Origin of the sequence: Streptomyces sp. NPDC048442, from assembly GCF_040651475.1 — a bacterium.
Lineage (GTDB): Bacteria > Actinomycetota > Actinomycetes > Streptomycetales > Streptomycetaceae > Streptomyces.
This window is the reverse complement of the sequence record NZ_JBEZKB010000016.1, coordinates 62,618-85,456: the sequence shown is the minus strand read 5'-3', so window position 1 is coordinate 85,456 and position 22,839 is coordinate 62,618. Positions and strand designations below refer to the sequence as shown.

The 22,839-nt window shown below is 73.2% G+C and carries 20 protein-coding genes; 12 read left to right on the top strand and 8 right to left on the bottom strand.

The window, feature by feature from the left end; genetic code table 11:
* Positions 1-42: 42 nt before the first annotated feature.
* From AB0D18_RS23590 to AB0D18_RS23540, 11 genes are all read left to right on the top strand, one after another.
* Positions 43-486: a phage tail protein gene (locus tag AB0D18_RS23590; protein WP_362421830.1), complete on the top strand. Its 444-nt coding sequence runs from the start codon at positions 43-45 to the stop codon at positions 484-486.
* Positions 486-992 carry a hypothetical protein gene (locus AB0D18_RS23585; protein WP_362421827.1) on the top strand — a complete coding sequence of 169 codons (507 nt, stop codon included), beginning with the start codon at positions 486-488 and terminating at the stop codon, positions 990-992. Before AB0D18_RS23590 ends, AB0D18_RS23585 begins: the two co-directional genes overlap by 1 nt.
* Positions 989-1,144, top strand: coding sequence for a DUF6760 family protein (locus AB0D18_RS23580; protein ID WP_362421824.1), 156 nt, complete (start codon positions 989-991; stop codon positions 1,142-1,144). Before AB0D18_RS23585 ends, AB0D18_RS23580 begins: the two co-directional genes overlap by 4 nt.
* Positions 1,145-4,555: 3,411 nt before the next feature.
* Positions 4,556-4,981, top strand: coding sequence for an extensin (locus AB0D18_RS23575; protein ID WP_362421822.1), 426 nt, complete (start codon positions 4,556-4,558; stop codon positions 4,979-4,981).
* A 69-nt stretch (positions 4,982-5,050) separates the two neighbouring features.
* On the top strand, positions 5,051-5,476 hold the full coding sequence (locus AB0D18_RS23570) for a phage tail protein (RefSeq protein WP_362421819.1): 426 nt from the start codon (positions 5,051-5,053) through the stop codon (positions 5,474-5,476).
* A gap of 73 nt (positions 5,477-5,549) precedes the next feature.
* Positions 5,550-6,275 carry a tail protein X gene (locus AB0D18_RS23565; protein WP_362421816.1) on the top strand — a complete coding sequence of 242 codons (726 nt, stop codon included), beginning with the start codon at positions 5,550-5,552 and terminating at the stop codon, positions 6,273-6,275.
* Complete coding sequence (locus tag AB0D18_RS23560) at positions 6,275-8,179, top strand: VgrG-related protein (RefSeq protein WP_362421813.1); 1,905 nt, start codon at positions 6,275-6,277, stop codon at positions 8,177-8,179. Before AB0D18_RS23565 ends, AB0D18_RS23560 begins: the two co-directional genes overlap by 1 nt.
* Before the next feature lie 57 nt (positions 8,180-8,236).
* Entirely contained in the window at positions 8,237-8,677 is a 441-nt protein-coding gene (locus AB0D18_RS23555) for a GPW/gp25 family protein (RefSeq protein ID WP_362421811.1), read from the top strand.
* Complete coding sequence (locus tag AB0D18_RS23550) at positions 8,677-10,635, top strand: putative baseplate assembly protein (RefSeq protein WP_362421808.1); 1,959 nt, start codon at positions 8,677-8,679, stop codon at positions 10,633-10,635. The genes AB0D18_RS23555 and AB0D18_RS23550 overlap by 1 nt, the downstream gene beginning before the upstream one ends.
* Complete coding sequence (locus tag AB0D18_RS23545; protein WP_362421805.1) at positions 10,632-11,189, top strand: phage tail protein; 558 nt, start codon at positions 10,632-10,634, stop codon at positions 11,187-11,189. The genes AB0D18_RS23550 and AB0D18_RS23545 overlap by 4 nt, the downstream gene beginning before the upstream one ends.
* Complete coding sequence (locus tag AB0D18_RS23540; RefSeq protein ID WP_362421802.1) at positions 11,186-12,523, top strand: zinc ribbon domain-containing protein; 1,338 nt, start codon at positions 11,186-11,188, stop codon at positions 12,521-12,523. Before AB0D18_RS23545 ends, AB0D18_RS23540 begins: the two co-directional genes overlap by 4 nt.
* A 17-nt stretch (positions 12,524-12,540) precedes the next feature.
* Here the strand turns inward: AB0D18_RS23540 and AB0D18_RS23535 are convergent, their stop codons facing one another.
* Both AB0D18_RS23535 and AB0D18_RS23530 read right to left on the bottom strand, forming a co-directional pair.
* Positions 12,541-13,290: a hypothetical protein gene (locus AB0D18_RS23535; protein WP_362421799.1), complete on the bottom strand. Its 750-nt coding sequence runs from the start codon at positions 13,288-13,290 to the stop codon at positions 12,541-12,543.
* 49 nt (positions 13,291-13,339) lie between these two features.
* The gene (locus AB0D18_RS23530; RefSeq protein ID WP_362421796.1) at positions 13,340-14,590 is read right to left on the bottom strand and encodes a hypothetical protein; all 1,251 of its coding nucleotides are present in this window, start codon (positions 14,588-14,590) and stop codon (positions 13,340-13,342) included.
* A 404-nt stretch (positions 14,591-14,994) separates the two neighbouring features.
* Between AB0D18_RS23530 and AB0D18_RS23525 the strand changes: the two genes are divergently transcribed.
* On the top strand, positions 14,995-16,032 hold the full coding sequence (locus AB0D18_RS23525; protein WP_362421793.1) for an SGNH/GDSL hydrolase family protein: 1,038 nt from the start codon (positions 14,995-14,997) through the stop codon (positions 16,030-16,032).
* A 33-nt stretch (positions 16,033-16,065) separates the two neighbouring features.
* Here the strand turns inward: AB0D18_RS23525 and AB0D18_RS23520 are convergent, their stop codons facing one another.
* The 6 genes from AB0D18_RS23520 to AB0D18_RS23495 form a co-directional block, all read right to left on the bottom strand.
* Entirely contained in the window at positions 16,066-17,256 is a 1,191-nt protein-coding gene (locus tag AB0D18_RS23520; protein WP_362421790.1) for a M6 family metalloprotease domain-containing protein, read from the bottom strand.
* 203 nt (positions 17,257-17,459) lie between these two features.
* A complete protein-coding gene (locus tag AB0D18_RS23515; protein ID WP_362421788.1) occupies positions 17,460-18,728 on the bottom strand; it encodes an alpha/beta fold hydrolase in 1,269 nt (422 codons plus the stop codon).
* Positions 18,729-18,731: 3 nt separating this feature from the next.
* The gene (locus AB0D18_RS23510; RefSeq protein ID WP_362421785.1) at positions 18,732-19,436 is read right to left on the bottom strand and encodes a GntR family transcriptional regulator; all 705 of its coding nucleotides are present in this window, start codon (positions 19,434-19,436) and stop codon (positions 18,732-18,734) included.
* 47 nt (positions 19,437-19,483) lie between these two features.
* The gene (locus AB0D18_RS23505) at positions 19,484-20,866 is read right to left on the bottom strand and encodes an aldehyde dehydrogenase family protein (protein ID WP_362421782.1); all 1,383 of its coding nucleotides are present in this window, start codon (positions 20,864-20,866) and stop codon (positions 19,484-19,486) included.
* Positions 20,863-21,867, bottom strand: coding sequence for a proline racemase family protein (locus AB0D18_RS23500; protein ID WP_362421778.1), 1,005 nt, complete (start codon positions 21,865-21,867; stop codon positions 20,863-20,865). Before AB0D18_RS23500 ends, AB0D18_RS23505 begins: the two co-directional genes overlap by 4 nt.
* A gap of 52 nt (positions 21,868-21,919) precedes the next feature.
* Positions 21,920-22,825 (bottom strand): dihydrodipicolinate synthase family protein, encoded by a 906-nt coding sequence (locus tag AB0D18_RS23495; RefSeq protein WP_362421775.1) that lies wholly within the window; start codon positions 22,823-22,825, stop codon positions 21,920-21,922.
* Between the last annotated feature and the right edge of the window lie 14 nt (positions 22,826-22,839).

Below are 22,839 nucleotides of genomic sequence, written 5' to 3'. Positions count from 1 at the left end.
CCTCCCCCTCCTCCTCAGCACCTCAGCGCGAAGGACCAGTACATGAGTCTCCAGCCGGGCGACGCCCTCACATCACACAATTTCGGCCTGCAGATCGACGGCGTCATGGTCGAGTACCTGGCAGAGGTCAGCGGTCTCAGCCTGGAACAGGACGTCATCGAGTACCAGCAGGTCTCCGCCCAGGGCGTGCCCGTCGTCAAGAAGATGCCGGGCGTCCAGAAGGCGGGCAACTGCACGGTGGTCCGCGGTATGACGCAGTCCAAGGCGTTCAACGAGTGGATCAACCAGTCCGTCAGGGGCGAGATGGGCAGCGCGCGCAAGAACGCCACCATCATGGTGATGGACTACCAGAACAACCCGGTCAAGCGGTACAACATGCGCAACGCGTGGTGCAGCAAGATCGACACCAGCTCGGTGAAGGCGGGCGAGGCGGCGGCGCTCACCGAGACCGTGACCATCACGTTCGAAGAACTGGTCATCGAATAATGCGGCGCACGGCTGTCCGGGCGGCGGGGAGCGCGGAGGCCGGACTCGCACCCGGACCCGGACCTGGACCCGTACCTGGACCAGGTCCCGTACCTGAGCAGGCGGTTGCCCCCGCGTCCCCCGCACCGTCGAGGAGCCTGCGGACGGAGTTCCCCTTCGAGCTGCCGCGCGGGTACGTGGACGACGCGGGCACCGTGCACCGCGACGGCGTGATGCGCCTGGCCACGGCCCGCGACGAACTGGTCCCCCTGCGGGACGTCCGGGTCCAGGAGAACCCCGCGTACCTGTCCGTCGTGCTGCTCGGCCGGGTCATCACCCGGCTGGGCACCCTCGCGATGGTGCACGACGGGATCGTGGAGAACATGTTCGCCTCCGACCTGGCGTTCCTCCAGGACTTCTACCGCCAGGTCAACGCCGAGGGCCACACACGTGCCTCGGTGGAGTGCCCGCACTGCACGGAGCCCTTCGAGATCGACCTCGGCGGGAGCCGCCTGGGGGAATCGTGACGTACGCGACCGACCGGCTGCACGAGGAGGTCGCGTACGTCGCCTTCCACTTCCACTGGGGCCTGGAGCAGATCCTGGACCTGGAACACCAGGACAGGCGCCGCTACGTGGATCACATCGCGTCCCTGGTGGCGCGCGGGTCAGGAGGCTGAACGATGCGGTTCCTGGACCGTCTGAGGCGTCTCCCGCAGGTGGCGTCCCCGGCGTCCGGCGAGGGGGTACGGGCCGTGCCGGCCGAGGGCGCGCGTCCCGACGCCGGGCAGCCGGCCGTCGGGGCACGCCCTGCGGCCTGGACCGCCCTGCCGCCCCTCCGGCGGGCGGCGCCCCCGGGCGCCGCCGGTGTCGCCGACGCGGGCTTCCCCCAGCGGCTGGCCACTTGGCAGAACCCTTCCTCGATCGGCGTCGCCTCGCCGGCCGTCCTCGACGGCACGTCGGGTGGGATGCTCGTCAACCCCCCGTCGGGGCAGGCCACTTCACCTTCTGCGCGAGTGAACTCGCCTTCGGTGCAGCCGTCGCCTGTGCAGGGGCAGGAGCGGGGAGATTCCCCGGTCCCGACCCCGGTGCTGGGGACGTGGGTGGCTCCGGTGCTGCCGGAGCCTGCGCGAGCGGAACGGGAGGAGGCGCCGGTGCGACCGATTGCGGAGCGGCCAGCTCCGGCGCGACAGGCCGGGAGGACGCCGGGCTCGTTCACCACGGCGGCGCCCGCTCCGGTGCAGCGGCGTTCGCTGCCCGCGCGGCTGCCGTCGCGGGCCGACTCCCCGGCGCGGAGTGCTGTACCCGCGCGTCCCGAGGCGGCCGCATCCGGCCGGGTTCCCGACGCGCCCCGTGAGGGCGGGGCGGGCGAACGGGGCGGGAGCGTCGGCCCGTCGTCCGGCCCCCGGCCCGCTGGGCCTCGGGACACGAGTGGGGTTCCCGCTTCCGGTCCGGCACCGGCGACGGCTTCCGGCGGGGAGCCGTCGCCGGTGCAGCGGGCGTCGGCACCCGGGGCCCGGCCCACCCCCTCGGCGACGGCACCGCTTGCCGACGCTTCGTCTGCGTTCCGTACGGGCCCTACGGGCCCGGGAGCCGGGATTCCACGTACAACTGAGGCTGTCCGTACGGTGGAAGCGTCCCCCACGACCGGACCCCCGGTCTCGATCGGGGACCTCCCCACGACGCGAACCTCGGGGCCGGTCGGTACGCCCCCTGCCGCGTCCGGCACGACGTCCCGGGGGACTGCAAGGACCGTCGGGGCGGAGCCGACCACCCCGTCGACCTCCAGCGGTCCGTCGGCGCGCCCGGCCGCCGTGCAGCGGGAGCCCATGAACCCGGCGACCGCGCCGCATCGGCCCGCAGCGGCTCGGTCGGCCGCGGCTCCGGCTCCGGCAGGCGGCCCGGACTCCTCCCTCAACTCTGCCTCAGTACCGGTCGGCCGTACGCCGGTGTCCCGCCCCGTGGTTGCTACGCCGACCCAGCAGAACCCGGCGCAGCAGTCGCCACCTGCCGCGCGCACCCACTCCCGGACCGCGGCAACCACCGGAGGTGCCGCACCGGTTGGAGGCTCAGGTATGTCCGGTCCTGCCACGTCGGCCGGACCTCCCGGGCCGGCCATGGGGCCCGCCGCAGGCCCCGGGGTCCCCGTCGGTGGCTCACACAGCACCGCTGGTTCGTCAGCCGCCCCGGTGGAGCCCCGCCAGGGCCGGGCTCCCGCGCAGGGAAGCGCTGCCGCCGCGCCTTCCGCGCCCGGGGACGCCACGTACCCGGGCCCGAGTCTGCAGCGCCGGACTGCCGCACCGTCGGGAAGTCCCTCGTCCCGGCAGGACGCAAGCTCGCGCGGAGTGCGTACGCCTTCCCCCGGTGCGAGCACGCCGAAGCCGTCCCGTCCTGCCGGACGTGCCGGGCTCGGTGCTCCGCTCCCGCACGGCCACGCGTCTGCGCAGGCTCCCGCGACGGGCCGTCCCGCCGTACACCCGGGCCCCGCCGTACCCGCGACCGCCCCACCGGCAGTCACGGGAACACTCGCGCGCGGAGCCGGTCCCACGGCCGCGCCTGCCGTGGTGCGGCGATCCGCGCAGCCCACCGCTTCGGACGTGCCCGTCCCGGCTGCCGTGCGTCCCGCCGGACGTTCGGGCCTCGCCGTGCCCGTGCCCGCCCCGCCGGCAGTCACGGGAACACCCGCGCGCGGAGCCGGTCCCACGGCCGCGCCTGCCGTGGTGCGGCGACCCGCGCAGCTCACCGCTCCGGCCGCGCCTGCCGTGGTGCAGCGATCCGCGCAGCCCACCGCGCCGGACGTGCCCGTCCCGGCTGCCGTGCGTCCCGCCGGACGTTCGGGCCCCGCCGTGCCCGTGACCGCCCCGCCGGCAGTCACGGGAACACCCGCGCGCGGAGCCGGTCCCACGGCCGCGCCTGCCGTGGTGCGGAGATCCGCGCAGCCCACCGCTCCGGCCATGCCTGCCGTGGTGCAGCGATCCGCGCAGCCCACCGCGCCGGACGTGCCCGTCCCGGCTGCCGTGCGTCCCGCCGGACGTTCGGGCCCCGCCGTGCCCGTGACCGCCCCGCCGGCAGTCACGGGAACACCCGCGCGCGGAGCCGGTCCCACGGCCGCGCCTGCCGTGGTGCAGCGATCCGCGCAGCTCACCGCTCCGGCCGCGCCTGCCGTGGTGCAGCGATCCGCGCAGCCCACCGCGCCGGACGCGCCCGTCCCGGCTGCCGTACGTCCCGTCACGGGCGGGCCGCCGCATGCCGAACAGGCCCCCGTCATCCCCGTTCCCGCCGCCAGAGCGGTGTCTGACAGCTCCGCGACGGTTCCAGCGGTCGCCGCGCGCCCCCTGCTCGGCGCACCGTTGTCCACCCGGCCCGCGCACGCCACACCGGTCGGCTCCTCGGCGGGCCCGTCGGCGGCGCGAGGTGGCACCGTGCCCGCGCACCCCGCCCCGCTTCCTGTCGCCCGCGCGGCCGAAGCGCGAGGTTCCGAGGCCGGTCGTCCCAGCACTCCGCTGCCGACTGCCGCCCCGGCCCCGCCCACCGTCCAGCGCCGTATCGCATCCGCCGCCCCCGCATCGCTCACCCCCATGCCGCCAACTCCCCCTCGCCGGAGGGTCGATGACCCCCCGGCGACCGGTCACCTTCCCGCGTCGGCCTTCTCCGCCCCGGCTGCCCCCACCCCGCCGGTCGCCCCGGCGGCCGCCGTCCCGACGGGTCCCGCGCCCCTCCCCGTAACGGCCTCCGTGCCCCCGGCCCCGCCCACCGTCCAGCGCCGCACTGTGCCCGCCGTGCCCGCCGTGCCCGTAACTTCCGTTCGCCGGACGGCCGATGAGCCATCGGAGGCGGGGCGACTGCCCGCAACGGCCACCGAGCCCCCAGCCCTGCCTACCGTCCAGCGCCGTACCGCGCTCGCCGCGCCCGTAACTCCTCTTCACCGGGCGGCCGGTGAGCCCTCGGTGGCCGGTCACCTTCCCGCCCCGGCCTTCGCGGCTCCGGCCTCCCCTATTCCGACCGCGTCCGCCCCCTCTTCCCAGGGCAGCTCAACTCCCGTGCTCGCACAGCCCGTTCGGCCCGCTGCGGCGCCCGTCCACCAGCCCTCCGTGCAACGGAGCACCGCCCCCGCCGCTGTGCCGCTGCGGCGTACCGCGCACGGAGCGACCGTCCTGCCCTCCGAGCGCCCGCTCCCGGCGCCCGACGGTGTCAACCTGCCACCCTCGCCCACGCCCCCCACCCCGCCGGCGCCCGCCGTCCAGCGCACCCCCGAGTCCCAGCCCCTCTCCCAGGGCACACCCCCGCCTCCCCCCTACACCCCGGGCCCGCCCCCGCCCGCGTACGACTCAGGAGGCTCAGGAGATCGTCCGCCGGCCCACAGCGACGTGGAGGAGGGGGGTTTTGACCCGCGGGCGCTGACCGACTTCCAGTTGGACGAGCTGACGCACCGGCTGACCGGCCGGATCACCCGGCTGCTGCGTACCGAACTCCGGCTCGACCGCGAACGGATCGGCAGACTGCGCGACCCCCGGTGAGCACGCCCCCGTAGTCCCGGCGGCCCGCCGAACGCGCCCCGTACCACCCGTCTTCAGAAAGGCCCCGCGATGTCCCGCGATCTCGACCCGGGCTCCACCATCTTCTTCACCCTCACCATCGACGGCGAGAGCCTCGGGTTCTTCAACGGGTGCGAGGGCCTGTCGTCCACCGTGGAGGTCGAGCAGCGTCAGGAGGGCGGCAACAACGGGTTCGTCTGGCAGCTCCCGTCCCGCGTCACCTTCTCCACCATCCGGCTCACCCGCCCCCTCACCCCGGAGACCACGAAGGTCGCGAAGTGGATCTCGTCCGTGACCACCGGGGTCAACCGCCCCACCGCCCAGATCGCGGCCCTGCGCGCGGACGGGTCCGAGGTGGCGCGCTGGGGGCTCATCGACGTGCTGCCGGTCCGCTGGCAGGGACCGTCCCTCGACCCGGCGAGTCCGGGCGTGGCGACGGAGGTCCTGGATATCACCCACCACGGCTTCACGGACTGAATGGCCGCAGCTCGCACCACGGGTACGGAACGACCGGGAACACCCGGGAACACAGGGGAAGAAGAGACACAACATGGCCAAGGGAAGCGGCCGCGGCGCCGGCAAGAGCCTGGTGCGGGCCACCCTCGCGATTCACGAGCCGCCCGTCGGCACCAGCACCACGCCCGGCGGTCTCATCAGGACCTTCGACTTCGACTTCAATCCCGCACAGCTGTCGATCGGACGCAAGGCCCACTGGAAGGTGACGCCGACCGCCGCGGTGCGCGACGGTCCGACACCGGAGTTCATGGGGCCCCAGCCGCGTGAGATGGGCGTGGAGATCTTCCTCGACTCCTCCGACCGGCCGAGCGCCAACACCGTGCTGCGGAAGGTGGAATCACTGCTCGACTGCTGCCAGGTGACGGCGAAGAGCATCGCCGCGAAGCAGCCGTCGCCGCCGTGGGTCGTCTTCCAGTGGGGCTCGTTCTCCACGGCCCGGTTCACCGCGTACGTCAGCAGCGTGGACGCGGCCTACTCGCTCTTCGGGACGACGGGCGTGCCCATCCGTGCCACCTGCCAGCTGCGGCTGCACGAGATCCCGAGCCGTACCGAAGGACAGAACCCCACCTCGGGCGCGCTGAGCGCCCGGCGGGTGCACCGGGTGGTGGCGGGCGACTCCCTCCAGTCGCTGGCCTGGCGCGAGTACGGCGACACCGCCGCCTGGCGGGCGATCGCCGAGGCCAACGACATCGACGACCCCGCGACCCTGCCCAACGGCACCGAACTGGTGCTGCCCGCCGCCGAGGAGGTGCGCCCCTGATGACGCAGTCCGCGTACTCCAGCGTCATCCAGGTCACCCTGGGCGGCAGCCCCCTGCCGCGGGACCTCGCCCCGCTCCTCGTGGACGGCTGGGTCGACCAGGGCATCGGAGTGCCGGCCGCCTTCCGGCTCACCTTCCGAGACCCCTACCGGATCCTGCTCGGCAGGCTCGGAGTCGACTTCGGCACCCCGGTGGTGATCTCCCCGGTCGCCGACGGCAAGGGCGCCTTCGACCCGCTCCTGACGGGCGAGGTCTGCGGATTCGAGGCCGACTACGACGGCACCGGTTCGTTCACCGTCGTACGCGGCTACGACGCCGGCCACCGGCTGCTGCGGCAGCGCCGGGTGGCCGCGTACCGCAACCAGTCCGCCTCCGACATCGCCCGCAAACTCGCCGCGCTCGACGGCGTGCCCGTCGGGCGGATCCAGTCGACCAGGACGGTGTACGAGTTCATCAGCCAGGCGAACGTCACCGACTGGGACTTTCTCGCCCGCCTCGCCGACGAGAACGAGATGGTGATGTCGGTCGACGCCAGGGGCAAGTTCCAGTTCGTACGTCCCGACCCGGCGTCCGGCGCACCGGCCGTCAGCACACCGGGCGCCAAGAGCCCGTTCGTGCTGGAGGCCGGTACCGACATCCTGCGGCTGCGCGCCGGGGTGACCGCCGCCGAGCAGGTCGCCACGGTCGAGGCGCGCGGCTGGGACGTCACCGGCAAGAAGGAACTGACCGCGACCTCACCGGCCAAGACCAACCCGGGCATCAGCATCGGCACCACACCCGGCAAGGCCGCGGGCCGCTTCAAGGCCGCCAAACTGGTCGAGGTGCAGACGCCCCTCGACCGCCAGTCGGAGGTGAAGTACGCGGCCGAGGCGCTCGCCAACGACGTCACCTCCTCCTTCGCCGAACTGGAGGTCGTCGCACGCGGCACGCCCAAGCTCCGGCCCGGCCTGCCCGTCACGCTCGCCGACGTCGGCAAGCCCTTCGAGGGCAAGTACACGGCCACCTCGGTACGGCACGTCTTCGGCGACGGCAAGCACTACGAGGCGTGGGTGACCGTCAGCGGCCGGCAGTGGCGCTCGCTGTACGGACTGACCTCCGGAGGCGGCTCCGGCCAGCAGGGGCTGCGGCTGCCCGGCCTGGTGAACGCCCTCGTCACCGACGTGCAGGACCCGCTGCGCCAGGGGCGCGTCAAGCTCCGCTTCCCGTGGCTCGACGACGCGTACGTCAGTGACTGGACGCGGGTGGCCCAGTTCGGCGGCAAGCGCGGGGGTTCCGTCTTCCCGCTGGACGTCGGCGACGAGGTGCTGGCCGGCTTCGACCGGGGCGCCCTGGACCACCCGTACGTCATCGGCGGCCTCTACAACGGCAAGGACAAACCCACCCCGGTGAAGGACGTGCCGCTGCACGACGGGGCCCGGCAGCGTGCGTCCCGGCACACCCTCTCCGACCGGACAGGCAACCGCATGGACCTGCTCAGCCAGCGGACCGGCGGCAAACAGGGCGTACGGCTGACCACCGGCGACAGCAAGCTCGTCATCAACCTGGACCGCACGCAGACCGAGATCACCGTCGACAGCAAGGGCTCGGTCAGCATCAAGGGCAGCCGCTCGGTGTCCGTGGAGGCGGGCACGGACCTCACCCTGAGCGCCGCCCGCCGGCTGACCATCAAGAGCGGCGGCCCGCTGGACATCCAGGGCCGCGGCCTGGTGAACGTCAGGTCGCTCGGCGGCGCGGTGAACGTGGACGCCGTGGGCGCCCTCAGCCTCAAGGCCGCGGGCGCCGCGACCCTCAGCGCCGCGGGCACCGTCCAGGTCAACGCCGCGGCGAACGTGGGCATCCGGGCCGCCACGCTCCTGCTGCAAGGAATGGTCATGGTCAACAACAAGCCCTATCCGATCCCGTGACGGGCCGTTCCACGCCCGTCGACCGGTCGGCGGAAGACGGAAGCAGGTGCACCTTCGATGGCTGAGCAGTTCGTCGGCTCGGGCTGGGCGTTCCCCCTGCGCATCGGCCCCACCGGGGGCATCGCGCTGGTCAGCGGCGAGCGGGAGGTCGAGGAGGCCATCCGGCTCGTCCTGGCCACCGCGCCCGGCGAGCGGCCGATGCGCCCCGAATTCGGCTGCGCCATCCACGACATGGTCTTCGCCCCGGTCAACGAGGCGACGGCGGGCCGCATCCAGTACGAGGTGTACGCCAGCCTCGACCGGTGGGAGCCGCGCATCGAGGTGCACGAGGTCGAGGTCAGCGCGGGCACCGAGCAGAGCGTGCTGTTCATCGACGTCCGCTACTCGATCCGCGGCACCAACAACCCGCGCAGCCTCGTCTTCCCCTTCTACGTCATCCCCTCCCACGAGGAGCCCGGCGCGCCCGGCCCCGGCCCCTCCCACGAAAGCGACCGCTGATGGCCCTGCCCTCACCCCAGCTCGACGACCGCCGGTTCCAGCAGTTCGTGGACGACGCCAAGCGCTACATCCAGCAGCGCGCACCCGAGTGGACCGACCACAACGTCTCCGACCCCGGTGTCACCCTCGTCGAGACCGTGGCCCACATGGCCGACCAGATCGTCTACCGGCTCAACAGGGTGCCCGACAAGAACCACCTGGCCTTCCTGGACCTCGTGGGCATCACCCTCTTCCCGCCGACGGCCGCCCGCACCGACGTCACGTTCTGGCTGTCCGCACCGCAGGACGAGACGGTGCTGCTGCCCGTGGGCACCGAGGTGGCCACCCTGCGCACCGAGAACGAGCAGGCCGTCGTCTTCGCCACCGAGCGCGAACTCCCGCTGCTGCCCTGCTCGTTGCGGCACCTGGTGGTGCAACCTGTCGGCGAGCCGGTCGCCGACCGGACCACCGACCTCGCCGAGAACAAGGACGTGAACTGCTTCGCCGAAGCCCCCCGGCCCGGCGACTGCCTGCTGTTCGGGCTGACCGCGGCAGTGCCGCACTGCGCGGTGGCACTCGAACTCGACAGCCGCGTGGACGGCGTCGGCGTGGACCCCCGCCAGCCGCCCCTGGTGTGGGAGGCGTGGACGGAGGACGGCTGGCGGGAGTGCGAGGTCGACCGGGACGGCACCGGCGGCCTCAACCGGCCTGGCGACGTCGTGCTGCACGTCCCCGGCGGCCACGTACTGTCCCGCTCCGGCGGACAGGAGGCGGGCTGGCTGCGCTGCCGGGTCACCGAGCCGCTGACCCACCAGCCCTTCTACGCGACCTCCCCGACCGTACGGTCCGCCGACGCCTGCACCGTCGGCGGAACAGCCCCCGCCGTGCACGCCGAGACCGTCACCGACGAGGCGCTCGGCGAGGCGACGGGACTGCCGGGCCAGCGGCTGCGGCTCGTGCACGCGCCCGTGGTGGGCGACGACCCGCCGCTGCTGCTGCAGTCCGCCGAGCGCGACGGCTGGCAGGACTGGCAGGTCGTCCCGCACTTCGCCGCCTCCGGCCCGCACGACCGGCACATCACCCTGGACGCCACCACCGGCGAGATCGCCTTCGGCCCCTCCGTCCGCGAACCCGACGGCACCCTGCGCCACTACGGCGCCGTCCCCGCGAAGGGAGCCGTGCTCCGCGCCCGCCGCTACCGCATTGGCGGCGGCCGCGCGGGCAACGTGGCCCGCGGCGCCGTACAGGTGCTGCGCACCTCCGTGCCGTACGTGTCCGAGGTCGTCAACCGCGAAGCTGCCCGGGGCGGCGTCGAGGGCGAGAGCGTGCAGGAGGCCAAGGTCAGGGCGCCCATCACGCTGCGCGCCCAGGAACGCGCAGTGACCCTGCGCGACTACGAGGAACTCGCCCGCCGCGCCGCCCCGGAGACCGCGCGCATCGCCTGCCTGGAGGGCCCGGAGAACGAACACGGCTCGTACGCGGTACGGGTCCTGGTCGTGCCGCAGGCCGTACCGGACCCGGGCGGGCGGCTGCGCTTCGAGCAACTCGTCCCCGGCGACGCCCTGTTGGACCGGATCACCCGCCATCTCGACGAACGCAGGCTGATCGGCACCCGGCTCGCGGTCGGGCCCCCGTACTACCAGGGCGTCACCGTCGTGGCCACCGTGCACGCCTTCCGGGGCGTGGACACCGACCGGGTGCGCCGGCAGGCGCACGACGCCCTCTACCGGCACCTCGACCCGCTGACCGGCGGGGTCGAGGGGACCGGCTGGCCGTTCGGCAGGCCCGTGCAGTCCGGGGAGGTGTTCGCCGTCCTGCAGCGCGTACCGGGTGTGGAACTGGTCGACGAGGTCACCCTGCACCCGGCCGACCCCCTGACCGGCAAACGGGGCGAGGCGACCGACCGGATCGACCTGAAGGCGCCGTCCCTGGTCTTCTCCTTCGACCACCGCGTACGGGTGCTCGGAGGGACCTCGTGAGAGGGTCCGTCGACGGGCTCGGCTCGTCGGCCCCACTCGGTGCGATGCTGCCCGCGGTCTTCGCCGACGACGACCTCGCCCAGCGGTTCGTGGCCGGACTCGACGAGGTCATGGCCCCGATCCTCAACGTGCTCGACTGCCTGCCCGCCTACTTCGATCCCGCCCTCGCCCCGGTGGACTTCACCCGCTGGCTGGCCGACTGGGTCGGCGCCGAGACCGACGGCACCGAACCGGAACCGCGCCTGCGCGCCGCCGTGGCCGCCGCCGCGTACCTCCACCGCGTCAGGGGCACCCGGCACGGCCTCGCCGAGGCGGTCCGCCTGGCCTTCGGGGTCGAGCCGGAGATCACCGAGAGCGGCGGCGCGACGTGGAGCGCCCGCCCGCTCGGGCCCTTCCCCGGCGAGCGGCGGCCGTACCTGCACGTCACCCTCCGTCTCCCCGCCCCGGGCCCGGCGGACGAGCACCGCTTGAACGCCCTCGTGGCGGCGGCCCGCCCCGCCCACATGCCGTACACGGTCACAGTGACCGCAGCCGAAAGGATCCAGGAAAGATGACCACCCAGAACTGCGCCGAATGCGGTACGCGAGCGGAACCGGGCCAGTCGTTCTGCGACGCCTGCGGCGCCGTACTGAGCTGGAAGGCCCCGGTGCCGGCAGCACGCGCGACGAGTACGCGGGACGAGAGCCGGGAGGAGGAGCGCACCGCACGGACGGGCACCGCACGGACGGGCACCGCACCGCCGGCGCGTACGGGCACGCATGCGTACGGAGACGCGACCCCTCGCAACGACCGCGGTGCCGAGCCCGGCAGGGCGGCGGGAGTCGCCGAGCCCGGCAGGGCCACGGGCGTCGACGTGCGGGGCAGTCGGCAGACGGCGTACGACGAGAGCGCACCGGCCGAGCCGGTCCCCACACCCGCGCCCACCACCCCGCCGCCCGCAGCTCCCGCAGCTCCCGCGTCCACGTCTCAGCCTCCGCCCTACGACACGATGGCCGACCGCGCCCGCTCCCTGCTCGTACCGGTGTCCGAACCGGAGGGACGTCCGGCCGATGTCCCGTCGGTCGCCCCGGTCCTCCCCGGCCGGCCGGTCGCGGACCGCCCCCAGGTGCGGGCCCCCGGCCACGAAGCGGGCGAAGGGAACGGCCTGCCGTGCCCGTGGTGCGCCACGCCCAACCGGCCGGACCGGCACTTCTGCGCCCGCTGTGCGATGCCCATGACCCGGCAGGAGGAGCGGTCGCGCGTCCGCCTCCCGTGGTGGCGCCGCCTCCTGAACTCCCGCGGCGGCGAGACCCCGTGGGCCGGCGACCGCCCCCGCATGCGGCGCACCTTCGACAGCGTGCTGCGCTGGGTGTTCGCCGCCGTCGTACTCGCCCTGCTGATCGTCGCGGGAACGAACGCGCCGACGGCCGTGCAGGCCACCCGTGACCACTTCGCCAAGCGGGCCCCCGTCGCCCCGGACGGGTTCGGTGCGTCGCGTTCGTTCCAGGGCCACCCACCCACGCTCGCCTTCGACAAGTTCAGCAACACCTGGTGGGGCCCCGGCATAGCGCAGTCCGGCGAGGGCGAATGGATCGAGGCCCGCTTCGACGAACCGACCCGGCTGCTCGACCTGATCGTCACCCCGGGCGTCTCCAGCAAGGCGAACCGGATCGGGGAGTCGGCCCTGCCGCACCGGCTCAAGGCCACGATCACCACGAAGGACGGCAGGCACACGACACGGACCCTCACCCTGGACCAGGGCCCCGGAGGCCAGCGCCGCGCCTTCCGCGTCGGGGACGTCACCAAGGTCCGCTTCACCGTCGAGTCCGCGTACGGCGCCTCCGCGGGCAAGCAAGTGGCCCTCGCCGAGATCGAGTTCTTCGGCCCTTCGCGCGGCGACAGCGCCTGAGCCGAAGGACGGAGAACTCAGAATCCCGGAAGGTACCTGGTGTACGCGGCCGAGTCGACGGCGAGGAGGCCGCTGAACGGTGCGTCGAGCTGGTGGATGAGCAGGACCATGAAGGCGATGAGCGCGGCGAGTCCCATGACCATGACGACGTGCATGAAGCTCCGCTGCACTCCGAACATGAACATGAACGCGAGGGTGAGTACGCCCCCGATGACCAGGCCGAACCACAGGATGGGGGACAGGCCCTGTTCCGCATCGCTCTCGCGGCCCCGCCTGGCCTGGTCCAGCGCGCTGATCTGGGCGAGCATCTCCTGTGCGGTGACCTGCTGTGCGGTGGTGGCTCCGTCGCGTACCTGCTCGGCGGCCCGTACCTCTCCCAGGAGGGACCAGCCCTGCTCGCCGAGCGGCTGCCGCTCAGCCATCCTGGGCCACTCCGCGGTCACCACGTGCCGGACGTACGTGGTGACGCCGGTGCGCATCCGGTCGGCCTGCTCGGCCGGCATTCCCTCGGCGAGCAGGTACAGCTGGTGTGCCGCGCCTGCCTCGGTCTGCACGTGTTCTTCCGCGCTGGAGCGGGTGTCCCACACCGAGACCAGTGCCAGGCCGAGGACGAGGGCGTAGAGGACACCGACCATCATGGAGATGTACTCGGCCACGTCCTCGCGCGGTTCGTCCTCGTCGGACGGCGGCCAGAAGCGGTGTTTGACCACCACGCAGGCCCCGGCCAGCACGGCGACGCCGAGGACGACGGCGAGAGTTTCGATCATTGAGGGCGCTGCTCCTTTCATGTCCGTACAGGGGGGCTGGGGCTGGGGGCTAGCGGCGGCGTGATCCCACGACGGCCGCCACCAGTGCTGCCGGGAGGAGAAGAAGAAACAGCATCGCGAGCAGGCCCAGGCCGGTGGGGCGGCCGCCGGGCCGGTACAGACGGCCGGGCAGGGGATCCTGCCCCTCCTGGGCGGACTCGCGCGGCACGTTCTGGGCGGTGCCGGGCCCGGCGGGTTCGTCGGGCGCGGCAGGCACAGCGGGTTCGGCGGGCACGGCAGGCGCTGCGGGTTCGGCGGGCGCAGCAGGAGGGGGCGGTACGGCGATGTCGAAGGGGGGCGCCACGGCTCCTGGCGGCAGCAACCCGGTGAGCGGGGGCGGCACACCGGGCAACGGCACACCGGGCGGCGCGACACCGGGTGCCCCGGCACCGGCCGGCGGAGCGGGCCGGCGTGCGGGCGCATCCAGCTCGTTGCGCGCCTCCGGCTCACGAGGCGCGGGCTCACGAGGCGCGGGCTCCCTTCGCGGTACGGGCGGCCGTCGCGCGGCGACCCTGGGGATGGCGAACCGGGCGGAGGCCCTCGCGGTGAGCTTCGGCGGCGGTACGGAGTTCCCCCAGCGCCCGAGCGTGCGGAGCCGGTCGCTGCCCTCGGCCCGTCCCGTACTCGAGTACGTACCGACGCCGCGCCGGACCACCGCCGTGCACCGCGCGGGCCTTCCCGGGTCCAGCCGCGCAACCGTCGCCCGCCCGCCCGGACAGCTGATGCGCGTCGGCCCGAGGGCAGGATCGCTCAGCGTGACGCCGTACACCGGGCGATTGCCCCGGTTGGTCAGCGTGTAGCGGACGGTCGCCCGGGACCGGCCGGTGAACCGGGCGCTCTCCGTCAGCGCCAGGCCCCCGCCGACACCCGCGTACCCCGAGCGTGCCGTGGCCCGCACCACGGCACGCAGGTACGGAATGCGGCCGGTGGCCACCACCTCACCGACCCGGGTCCCGAACCTCGCGGATCCCGTCGCGGTGCAACTGGCCGAGCTGAGACCGCGCAGCATCGCGATCCGGGCGCGCCCGCCCGGACAGACGATCCGTACGCCCGGCAGGGTCGGATCCGCGAGCCGGACGTCGTACAGGTCCGCCCCGCCCCGGTTCACCAGCCGGTACTTCTTCACGACTGGTCCTTCCACCCGGATTCCCGGCCGCACCGCGCCCAGCGCGGAGCGGGTGTTCACCGTGACGCGGAGCGTCAGTACGTTCGTCCCGGTTCCGTCGGCGGTGGCCGGAGCGGCCGTACCGCCCACTGCCACTGCCGGGATTAACAGGAGCAGCAAGGGCCAGCAGCGGCGTCCCCGACCCACCCTCACCCGGGCACTTCCTCCGATGGTCATACCCGGATGATCGGCAGCGCCTCCTGTTCAAGCCCACGGACGCGCCGCTGCCCCCATGGCGTACCCCCGGAGTTCACCCGTCCGGCGAGTGAGGGGGTGCGCCTATGGGCAGGGCCGTCGGCGGCTCGTCCCCGGCGGTCGATCACCGGGCGGTGCAGCCACCGTTGGCGAAGAGGGTCTGACCGGTGCCCGATCCGGACGACCCGCCGGCGGTGCCCTTTCGGGTGACACCGGCCAGGGCAAGCCGGCTCGGTGGGCCAGACCTCGGGAACACTTTGTCTTCACATTGGCCACATAATTCGCACATGTCCGGAGGATCCTGAATGAAGCGCCTCCTCGGCTTCCCCCGAAGACGGTCCGCCGCCCGTGGTTCCCGCGTCAGGACGTGCCTGCTCGCGCTGTCCCTGCCGGCCGTACTGCTCGCCTCCGTGGCACAGACGGTCACCGCGCTACCCGCAGCCGCAGCCACCCCGCCCAAGGGCGACCGTTGTACGGGCCGCGACTCCCACTACGAGGGGGAGGCGCGGCCCGCCTTCCGCGACTGTGCGGGGCCGGGGCCGGACTGGCTCTTCGAGCAGGTGAAGGGCTACCAGATCGGCAACCCGATGAGTGCCGTCGACACCCTCCACACGTACCTCTACAGCGGCGAACTCGGCTTCGGGACCGACAACTGGACCGTGCCGCGCCTCGCCGTGATGCCGCTCGGCGACTCGATCACCGAGGGCGTCGGCAGCACCACCCGCTCCGGCTACCGGGCCCAGCTGTGGAACCTGCTCCAGGACCACGCGCCCGTGGTGGACTTCGTCGGGTCGCAGCAGCACGGGCAGCTGCCCGACCCCGACCACGAGGGCCACTCAGGGTGGCTGATCGAGGGACTCGCCGCCCACATCGACACCTGGCTCGCCGCAGCGAGACCCCATGTGGTCCTGCTGCACATCGGCACCAACGACCTGGACCGCGACCATCAGGTCGCGACCGCTCCCGCCCGGCTCGCCGCACTGATCGACCAGATCATCGCCGCGTCCCCGGACACCGCGATCTCCGTCGCCTCCCTCGTCCCGTCCGCCTCCCCGGCGGTCCAGTCGAGGATCAACGCGTACAACGCCACCATCCCCGGCATCGTGGCGGCCCGGCAGGTCCAGGGCCACAAGGTGTCGTACGTCCCCATGTCGACAGCGCTGACCACGGGCGACCTCACCGACCGCCTGCACCCGAACAACACGGGCTACCTGAAGATGGCCCGCGTGTTCGCCGACGGCATCTCCCGGATCGCGCAGGCGGGCCAGCTCGTCCCCGAGGCCGTCGTCGGACCCGCCGCGCCGCGCACTTCCCTGGGCGCCATCAGCCAGGTCCACAACTGACCCCGGCATCCGGACGGCCGACGAGCGCCGGCCTCACTTCTTGCTGATGCGCACCACGTCCCCCGCCCCGCCGCCCGCGAGGACCTCGATGCGGACGCCCGTGGCGGGGTCCGTGAAGCTCTGGCCCGGGGTGTGGGCGGCCATGTCCAGCGGGGTGCAGCCGGCGGGCGGGGTGGCGGTGGGGCTCGCGTTCACGACCCTGACCGGGCCCTCGCCGGTCGGGGCCGCGGAATCGACCCGGTAGACGAGGACGCCGGTGGAGCAGGCGGAGGAGTCGCTGCCCTCGGCCCTGCGGGACTCCGCCACGTACGCCGTCGTTGCGCCGGTGCGCACGACGGCGATCTTGGTGCCGCCGGGGCGTTCCACCGGAGTCAGGCGGACCGTGCGCCGTCCGGGCGCGGCCAGGCAGATGACCTGGTCGTCGCGGATCCAGCCGAGCTTCCAGGAGTGCCAGCCGAGGTACTGCGGGGCGGCGCCCGCGATGTTGCCCATGACGTCCCAGCCGCCCGCGTACTGGTGGGTGGCGCCGGTGAAGGAGTACAGGTCCGGCAGACCGAAGGTGTGCGCGGTCTCGTGGGCGGCGACCTTGTGGCCCCAGCGCCACATGTCCTGCCCGAAGGTGACGGCCCACTTCAGCCGGGTGCCGTCGGCGGTGATGCCGGGGGTGGTCGGGTCGTAGAGGTACGTCGGCGAGAACGGGATCGCGGTCGCCGCCCTGGCGGGGACGACCCGGACCATGTCGTAGCGGGAGAAGTCCGTGTACGGGTCGGCGGCGCGGACCGCGTCGCGCAGGTACTTCTCGTGGGTCTCGAAGGTGAGGCCGCGCTCGAAGTGGTACGAGGTGGAGTCGGCGGGCATCCGTATCCAGCGGTCCGGCGAATCGGTGTCGAGCTGGAGACGGCCGTAGCTGGCCCTGGCCAACCAACCGGTGGCAGGGGCGAGTTGGGCCGCGTACGCGTCCGTGGAACCGGTGGCCGGTGCGTCCGGGAAGTCGACGAAGAGCGTCAGGACGCGGCGGGTTCCGGTGGACGGCTGAAACTGGGCCTGGTCCGTGTCGTGCCCCTCGTCGGTCCAGCCGGTCACCCCCTTGAGCGCACAGGCGGAGGCGCCGGAGGACGGGGCGGCGGAGGACGGGGCGGCGGAAGCGGGAGCGCCGAGCGTGAGATACGGGACGAGAACGAGCGCCGGAACAAGGTGGCACAACCGGATCGGCAGAGCAGGCATGTCTCTCCTGGGGGCGAAAGAATCAGAACGCCCCAAAGGGGCGCGGGGCTGTATGGCGCGCGCTGCGATTCGGCTCGCGCAACCCGCCCCCTAGGGGCGCGGGGAACTGCGCGACCAGCCACGACGGCGCCGCAGATGAACGACGACCCCTCGGACGCGCCGCAGGCGCACTACGGCACCTCACCGCAAACCCGGCGGAGCGCTCAGCTCCGGCCCGCCGCCATCTCCATCAGACGGCCGAGCACCCTGCCGCCCGAGGCGGAGACGCCGTCGTGTTCCCACTCGTTGGTGACCCACGTGCGGGTGGCGCCGACCGCACGGGCGGTGTGCAGGGAGAGTCCGGCGTCCACGTACATGTCGTCGTGGTAGACGATCGCGGCCAGCGGCACCCGGTTGGCGGCGAGGCGGTCCGGGTCGTACAGGGCCGGCCAGTCGGTGCGGGCGGCCAGCAGGTCGGCGGCGTCCGCGAAGGGGCGCAGGCCCGCGATCTCCCGGACCATCCAGGGGTACATCATCTCCCCGGTGAGCAGCAGGGGATCCGCGTCCTCGGCGAACTCCGGGAAGCCGGCCAGCGCACGGTCGGCCGCCCAGCCGGTCGCACTCGCGGCACCCTGTGCGAACAACGACTCCTGCAGGACGACGAACAGCGGGTTGTCGGTGAAGCCGGTGAGGCCCCGCACCTGGTGGAGGAAGGTGTCGGTCAACTCGCCCTCCGCGTCCAGCGCTTCGTCGAGCAGCCAGTGGATCCGCTCGAAGCCGTCGCCCATGCCGAGGGCGAGGCCGAGGGTGCGCAGCCGGCGGACGGTGAGCCGGTCCCCGTCGGGCAGCCGGACGTCGGTCGTGGCGAGCAGGTCCGCGATCCTGCGCAGGAGCGGAGCGTCGTCCGGGTAGCGGGCGTAGAAGTCGAGGACGCGGTCGCGGACGCGCGGGTAGGTGCGGGCGTACACGTCGTCGGCGGTGGCCGCGAGGCCGGGCAGGCCGCCGGTCACGTAGCAGGCCCGCAGCCCTTCGGGGGCTTGGGACAGGTAGGTGAGGGTGAGGAACCCGCCGTAGCTCTGGCCGAGCGTCTCCCAGGGCTCGTCGCCGCAGAGCTGTCGGCGGATCAGTTCGGCGTCCGCGACGATCGCGTCGGCGCGGAAGTGCCCGAGGTACGCGGCGAGCCGCTCGGGGGAGGCGAAGCGGGCCGCCGCCCGAGCGGTGACGGGGGTGGAGCGGCCGGTGCCGCGCTGGTCCAGCAGGAGCACCCGGTGGGTCTTGAGCGCGTGGGCGAGCCAGCCCGGTGAACCGGCTGACGGGCGGGGCGACTTGCCGCCGGGTCCGCCCTGCAGATAGAGGAGCCAGGGAAGCTGCTCGTGCGCCCGTGCGGGGTCGACCACCTCACGGGCGAAGACCTGGAGGGTCGGGCCGTGCGGGACGGCGTGGTCCAGGGGGACGGGGAAGACGTGGTCGACGGTCGCGTGGGCGGGGTTCATGGATCATCTCTTTCGTGGTCTCTGTCCGGCGGAGCCCTTCGTGGGCCCGCCCCTGGCCCAGAGCGAACGGACATGGCCCAGGTGCTCGGCCATGCACTCCTCGGCGGCCCGCGCGTCACCCGCCAGCATCAGATCGAGGAGCTCCAGGTGCTCCTCGGCCGAGGGGATCAGCTCGCCGCGCTCGTCGAGTGCGGTCAGCCCGTACAGGCGTGACCGCTTGCGCAGGTCGCCGACCGTCTCCACCAGCCGCTCGTTGCCGGAGAGCGCGAGCAGGGAGAGGTGGAAGAGGCGGTCGGCCTCCAGGTAGCCGATGAGGTCGTGGTCGCGGGCCGCGCGCACGATCTCATCGGCGACCGGCCGCAGCGCCTCCAGCTCCGTGCGGGCGGCGGACCTGGTGATCCGTCCGACGAGGGGAATCTCGATCAGGGCGCGGATCTCGGTGTACTGGTCGAGGTCGCGCTCGTTGACCTCGGTGACCCGGAAGCCCTTGTTGCGGACGGGCTCGACCAGGCCCTCCCGGGCCAGGTCGAGCATCGCCTCGCGCACCGGCGTCGCCGAGATCCCGAAGTCCTCGGCGAGGGCCGGTGCCGAGTACACCTCGCCCGGCTGCAGCTCGCCGGAGACCAGGGCCGCCCGCAGTGCGTGGGCGACCTGGTCGCGCAGCCGTTCCCGGGTGGCGTTGAGGTCGCGCTGTCTCAGATGCCCCATGTCGTTGGTGATCCCTTCGTACCGGAGTGGATCACCAGCGTACAATTTCACATTGCTTTCGCAGGTGAGAGGGTGTAAGTGCGGCTGGAGGTGTAGAACTCCAGGGCCGCGTGGCCCTGTTCGCGGGGCCCGTAGCTGGAGGACTTGGTGCCGCCGAAGGGCAGGTGGAAGTCGACGCCGCTGGACGGAGCGTTGATCCGGATCATTCCGGTGTCGATGCGGTCCAGTCCGCCGAGGGCCGTGTCCAGGTCGCTGGTGTGCACCGAGGTGACCAGGCCGTACGGCACCGAGTTGGTGATCCGGACCGCATGGGCGAGATCGTCGGCCGGCAGCAGGGCCGCCACCGGGCCGAAGACCTCCTCGCGCAGCAGCCGGTGCCCCGGGGACACCCCGTCGACCAGGGTCGGCGCCGCGTACCAGCCGGGGCCGTGGGGCACGGAGCCGCCGGCGAGTGCGCGCAGTCCGTGCCAGGCGCCGCTGACCTGTTCGCGGGCGTACTCGCTGATGAGTGGCCCGCACACGGTGGCGGGGTCGGCCGGATCGCCCACCGGGACGGCCCGCAGCGCCTCGGCGAGGGCCTCCCGCAGCGGGGCGAGCGCGGCGCCGACCGCGATGACACGGCTGGTGGCGGTGCACTTCTGGCCGGCGTACCCGGCGATCGCGGCGGCGATGTGGGAGGCGGCCTGCTCGATGTCGGAGTCCGGCAGGACGAGGGCCGCGTTCAGGCCGCCCATCTCGCACTGGACCGGGACGCCCCTGGCGGTGGCGGCGCGGACGACGGCCTGACCGACGGCCGTCGAGCCGGTGAACGAGACGGCGTCGGCGGCGGAGACCAGGGCGTTGCCTTCGGTCGCGCCACCGGGCAGGAGGGTGAACACCTCGGCGGGCAGGGCCTGTTGAATGATTTCGGTCAGGCGCTGGGCGCAGGCCGTGGCCTCGGGGGCGGGCTTGAGGACGACCGCGTTGCCCGCGGCGAGCGCCGGGGCGGCCTTCCACGTCGGGATGGCGAAGGGGAAGTTCCAGGGCGTGATGAGCCCGGCGACCCCGTGCGGGCGGCGGCGGGTCAGCAGCAGCCCGAGGCCCGCCGCCGGTTCGTGGACGGCGCCGGTGGGCTCGTAGGGGGCCTGGGCGTAGTACCGCCAGATCGCGGCGGTACGCGCCACCTCGCCCCGGGCCTCGGTGAGCGGCTTGCCCACCTCGCGTACGGCGAGAGCGGCCAGCTCCTCCGCGGCGGCCTCGACGGCGGCGGCGACCGCGCCGAGCGCCGCCGACCGGGCCGCGGCCCCGCCGGCCAGCCAGCCGGGCTGGGCCGCGCGGGCCCGCTCCACGGTGTCCACCGCGGCGAACGCCCCAGGAGCGGGGAGCTGGACGAGTACGTCGTCGGGGTCTGCCGGGTTGCGGGAAGTGAGGGTGGTGACGGCGGTGGTCACAGGAGGAAGCCTCCGGGGAAGGGGTCGTCCGGGTCGAGGAAGTACTGGGCGGTGCCGGTGATCCAGGCACGCCCCGTGATGGTCGGTACGACGGCGGGCAGTCCGCCGACCTCCGTCTCGGCGACGAGCCGGCCGGTGAACTCCGTACCGATGAAGGACTCGTTGACGAAGTCGCGGTCCAGCGGCAGTTCGCCGCGGGCGTGCAGCTGGGCCATCCGGGCCGAGGTGCCCGTACCGCAGGGCGAACGGTCGAACCAGCCCGGGTGGATGGCCATCGCGTGCCGCGAGCGGTGGGCGTCGGAACCGGGAGCGGCGAGGTAGACGTGCTTCACCCCGGCGATCTCCGGCTGCTCCGGGTGGACCGGACGGTTAGGCGAGGCGTTGATCGCGTCCATGATGGCCAGGCCGGCGTCCCGCAGGTCGTCCTTGCGGGCCCGGTCGAAGGGCAGGCCGAGCGCGTCGAGTTCGACGAAGGCGTAGAAGTTGCCGCCGAAGGCGAGGTCGTAGGTGACCGTTCCGTACCCGGGGACCTCCACCTTGCGGTCCAGGCCGACGCAGAAAGCGGGCACATTGGTGAACGTGACCGACTTCGCGGCACCGTCCTCCACCTGTACGTCGACGCTGACGAGCCCGGCCGGGGTGTCGAGCCGCACGGTGGTGACGGGTTCGGTCACGGCCACCATGCCCGTCTCGACGAGGACGGTGGCCACGCCGATGGTGCCGTGCCCGCACATAGGCAGCAGCCCGGACACCTCGATGTAGAGGACTCCGAAGTCGGCGTCGGGGCGGGTGGGAGGCTGGAGGATGGCCCCGCTCATGGCGGAGTGCCCGCGGGGCTCGTACATCAACAACGTACGGAGATGGTCGAGTTGGTCGATGAAGTGCAGCCGCCGCTCGGCCATGGTGGCGCCGGGGATCGTCCCGACGCCACCGGTGATCACGCGGGTGGGCATGCCTTCGGTGTGCGAGTCGACCGCATGGAAGACATGACGAGTACGCACGGAGATTCGTTCCTCTCAGGTTTGCGTCAACACGGGCAGTGGGTTCGACGGGTCAGCGGTGGCCTGCTGCCGCGGCCTTCTCGGTGGCCTCGCGCACCCCGGCCTCGATCTCCCCGGTGAGCGGGTGGCGCGGCGGGCGGGTGGGGCCGCCGCGGCGGCCGACGAGGTCCATCGACAGCTTGATGGACTGCACGAACTCCGTCTTGGAGTCCCAGCGCAACAGGGAGTGGAGCGACTTGTACAGCGGCAGGGCAGTGGAGATGTCACCGGCGACGGCGGCGCGGTACAGCTCGGAGCAGGCTGCGGGGAAGGCGTTGGGGTATCCGGCGATCCAGCCGACGGCCCCGGCCAGGGCGAGCTCCAGGAGTACGTCGTCGGCGCCGATCAACAGGTCGAGTTCCGGGGCGAGTTCACTGATCTCGTACGCCCGGCGCACATCGCCGCTGAACTCCTTGACCGCGACGATGCTGCCCTCGGCGTGCAGGTCGGCGAGCAGGGCCGGGGTCAGGTCGACCTTGGTGTCGATGGGGTTGTTGTACGCGACCACCGGCACTGAGGCCTTCGCCACCTCGGCGTAGTGGGCGCGGACGGTCTGCTCGTCGGCGCGGAAGGCGTTCGGCGGCAGCAGCAGGACCGAACCGCAGCCGGCCTCGCCCGCCTGCTCGGTCCAGCGACGGGCCTCGGCGCTGCCGTACGCGGCGACGCCGGGCATCACACGCGCCCCGTCGCCCGCCGCCTCGACGGCGGTGCGGACCACTTGGGCGCGCTCCTCGTCGGTGAGGGTCTGGTACTCGCCGAGGGAGCCGTTCGGCACGACGCCGTCACAGCCGTTGTCCAGGAGCCAGCGGACGTGCTCGGCGTACGCGTCGTGGTCGACGGAGAGGTCGTCGCGGAACGGCAGCGTGGTGGCGACCATGATGCCGCGCCAGGGGCGGGTGGGGTTCCAGGTGGCAGTCATGTGAGGGACCCTTC

Bases quoted from the DNA above. Each gene is read 5' to 3' on its own strand.
- AB0D18_RS23560 (WP_362421813.1), top strand. From the start codon at position 6,275: ATGACGCAGTCCGCGTACTCCAGCGTCATCCAGGTCACCCTGGGCGGC.
- AB0D18_RS23520 (WP_362421790.1), bottom strand. From the start codon at position 17,256: ATGCCTGCTCTGCCGATCCGGTTGTGCCACCTTGTTCCGGCGCTCGTT.
- AB0D18_RS23590 (WP_362421830.1), top strand. From the start codon at position 43: ATGAGTCTCCAGCCGGGCGACGCCCTCACATCACACAATTTCGGCCTG.
- AB0D18_RS23585 (WP_362421827.1), top strand. From the start codon at position 486: ATGCGGCGCACGGCTGTCCGGGCGGCGGGGAGCGCGGAGGCCGGACTC.
- AB0D18_RS23535 (WP_362421799.1), bottom strand. From the start codon at position 13,290: ATGATCGAAACTCTCGCCGTCGTCCTCGGCGTCGCCGTGCTGGCCGGG.
- AB0D18_RS23565 (WP_362421816.1), top strand. From the start codon at position 5,550: ATGGCCAAGGGAAGCGGCCGCGGCGCCGGCAAGAGCCTGGTGCGGGCC.
- AB0D18_RS23525 (WP_362421793.1), top strand. From the start codon at position 14,995: ATGAAGCGCCTCCTCGGCTTCCCCCGAAGACGGTCCGCCGCCCGTGGT.
- AB0D18_RS23550 (WP_362421808.1), top strand. From the start codon at position 8,677: ATGGCCCTGCCCTCACCCCAGCTCGACGACCGCCGGTTCCAGCAGTTC.
- AB0D18_RS23495 (WP_362421775.1), bottom strand. From the start codon at position 22,825: ATGACTGCCACCTGGAACCCCACCCGCCCCTGGCGCGGCATCATGGTC.
- AB0D18_RS23515 (WP_362421788.1), bottom strand. From the start codon at position 18,728: ATGAACCCCGCCCACGCGACCGTCGACCACGTCTTCCCCGTCCCCCTG.
- AB0D18_RS23570 (WP_362421819.1), top strand. From the start codon at position 5,051: ATGTCCCGCGATCTCGACCCGGGCTCCACCATCTTCTTCACCCTCACC.
- AB0D18_RS23555 (WP_362421811.1), top strand. From the start codon at position 8,237: ATGGCTGAGCAGTTCGTCGGCTCGGGCTGGGCGTTCCCCCTGCGCATC.
- AB0D18_RS23540 (WP_362421802.1), top strand. From the start codon at position 11,186: ATGACCACCCAGAACTGCGCCGAATGCGGTACGCGAGCGGAACCGGGC.
- AB0D18_RS23510 (WP_362421785.1), bottom strand. From the start codon at position 19,436: ATGGGGCATCTGAGACAGCGCGACCTCAACGCCACCCGGGAACGGCTG.